This is a genomic window from Roseateles sp. (assembly GCF_049240545.1).
Lineage (GTDB): Bacteria > Pseudomonadota > Gammaproteobacteria > Burkholderiales > Burkholderiaceae_C > Paucibacter_A.
The window spans coordinates 1-1,755 of record NZ_JBMLSK010000141.1 but is presented as its reverse complement, the minus strand read 5'-3'; the positions used below and the strand labels follow the sequence as shown (position 1 = coordinate 1,755).

Genomic DNA, 1,755 nt, shown 5'->3' with positions numbered 1-1,755 from the left:
GAGGCCGAGTTCTGCAACCCGGCCTCGGGCTGGGAGAAGGGCGTGGTGGAGAAGAACGTGCAAGACCGACGCCGCCAGGTCTGGCGCGAGGCCGCTGAGCGGCGCTGGAGCGACTTCGCCGCCTTGAACGCCTGGCTGGCCGAGCGCTGCCGGCAGTGCTGGGAAGACAGTGCCCACCCCGAGTGGCCGGCACTGACCGTGGCCGAAGTCTGGCAGGACGAGCAGGCCCGGCTGATGCCATGCCCCAAGCCCTTCGATGGTTACGTCGAGCAGCCGGTGCGCGTCTCGGCCACGGCCCTGGTGCACTTCCAGCGCAACCGCTACAGCGTGCCCACGCGGCATGTGAACGCGATCCTGAGCCTGCGTGTGTACCCGGAGCAGCTCGTGCTGGTGGCTGAGGGCGTGGAGGTGGCCCGGCATGCGCGCAGCTTCGAGCGCGATCAGACCTTCTACGACTGGCGGCACTACATCGAGCTGGTTCAGACCAAGCCCGGAGCCCTGCGCAACGGCGCGCCGTTCAAGGCCATGCCCGAAGCCTTGCAGACGCTGCAGCGGCATCTGCTGCGCCATGCCGGCGGCGATCGGGTGATGACGCAGGTGCTGGCGGCTGTGCCCATCCACGGTCTGGATGCCGTGCTCGTGGCGGTAGAGCTGGCGCTGGAGTCGGGGCGCCCCAGTGCCGAGCACGTACTCAATGTGCTGGCCCGGCTCAGGGACGGGCTGCCAGCCACCGAGCCACTGCAAACCCTCACCCCGAGCCTGCGCGAGGAGCCGCGGGCCGATGTGCAGCGCTATGACCGGCTGCGGGAGGTGCGCGCATGAGCACCGAGATCGTCACGCGGCTCAAGGCGCTCAAGCTGCACGGCATGGCGTCCAACTGGCCGGAGCTGGTGGCGCGCTGCCGGCATGCGGCGCTGGAGCCCGAAGCACTGGTTGAGCAGTTGCTCGACGCCGAAGGCGCCGAGCGGCAACTGCGCTCCATCGGCTACCAGATGAAGGCGGCCCGCTTCCCAGCGCACCGCGACCTGGCCAGCTTCGACTTCGCCGGCTCGGTGGTGGACGAGGTCCTGGTGCGCAAGCTGCACAGCACGGCCTTCACTGAAGCCGCGCACAACGTTGTGCTCATCGGCGGACCGGGCACAGGCAAGACGCATCTGGCCACCGCGCTGGGGGTGGAGGCCATCCAGCGTCACGGCAAGCGGGTGCGCTTCCACTCGACAGTGGAGTTGGTCAACGCGCTGGAGGCCGAGAAGGCGCAGGGCAAGGCCGGGCAGATCGCCCATCGGCTGATGTACGTGGACCTGTTGATCCTGGACGAACTGGGCTACCTGCCCTTCAGCCAGGCTGGCGGCGCACTGCTGTTCCATCTGCTGAGCAAGCTCTACGAGCACACCAGCGTGGTCATCACGACCAACCTGAGCTTCGGCGAGTGGAGCAGCGTCTTCGGCGACGCCAAGATGACCACGGCGCTGCTGGACCGGCTCACCCACCACTGCCACATCGTCGAGACCGGCAACGAATCCTGGCGCTTCAAGCACAGCAGCACGACCGCTGCGGGCACGCGCGTCAGACCTTCAAGAACTTCGAGGAAAGGAACTCAGACCGAAGACTTATCCACACAACCGGCTACCCTCGGGTAGCCTTGCGGGTGGGTCAGTATTGAATGATCGCGCCGGGTCAGTTCTGGGTGATCGTCAACAGCCTTTGCGAGCGTGCTGAGCGATCGGGCCTGACCTCCCTGGGGCAAGCAAGGAA

The 1,755-nt window shown here is 67.2% G+C and carries 2 protein-coding genes; both read left to right on the top strand.

All coding sequences use genetic code 11. The features are described from left to right. On the top strand, positions 1-822 hold an 822-nt coding region (locus tag ACOVRJ_RS09335; protein ID WP_422043584.1), incomplete at its 5' end, for a Mu transposase domain-containing protein. Then, entirely contained in the window at positions 819-1,640 is an 822-nt protein-coding gene (istB, locus tag ACOVRJ_RS09330; protein WP_422043583.1) for an IS21-like element helper ATPase IstB, read from the top strand. The genes ACOVRJ_RS09335 and istB, both read left to right, overlap by 4 nt. Positions 1,641-1,755: the final 115 nt, after the last annotated feature.

Excerpts from the sequence above, each read along its gene's own strand:
- istB (WP_422043583.1), top strand. The coding sequence starts at position 819 with ATGAGCACCGAGATCGTCACGCGGCTCAAGGCGCTCAAGCTGCACGGC.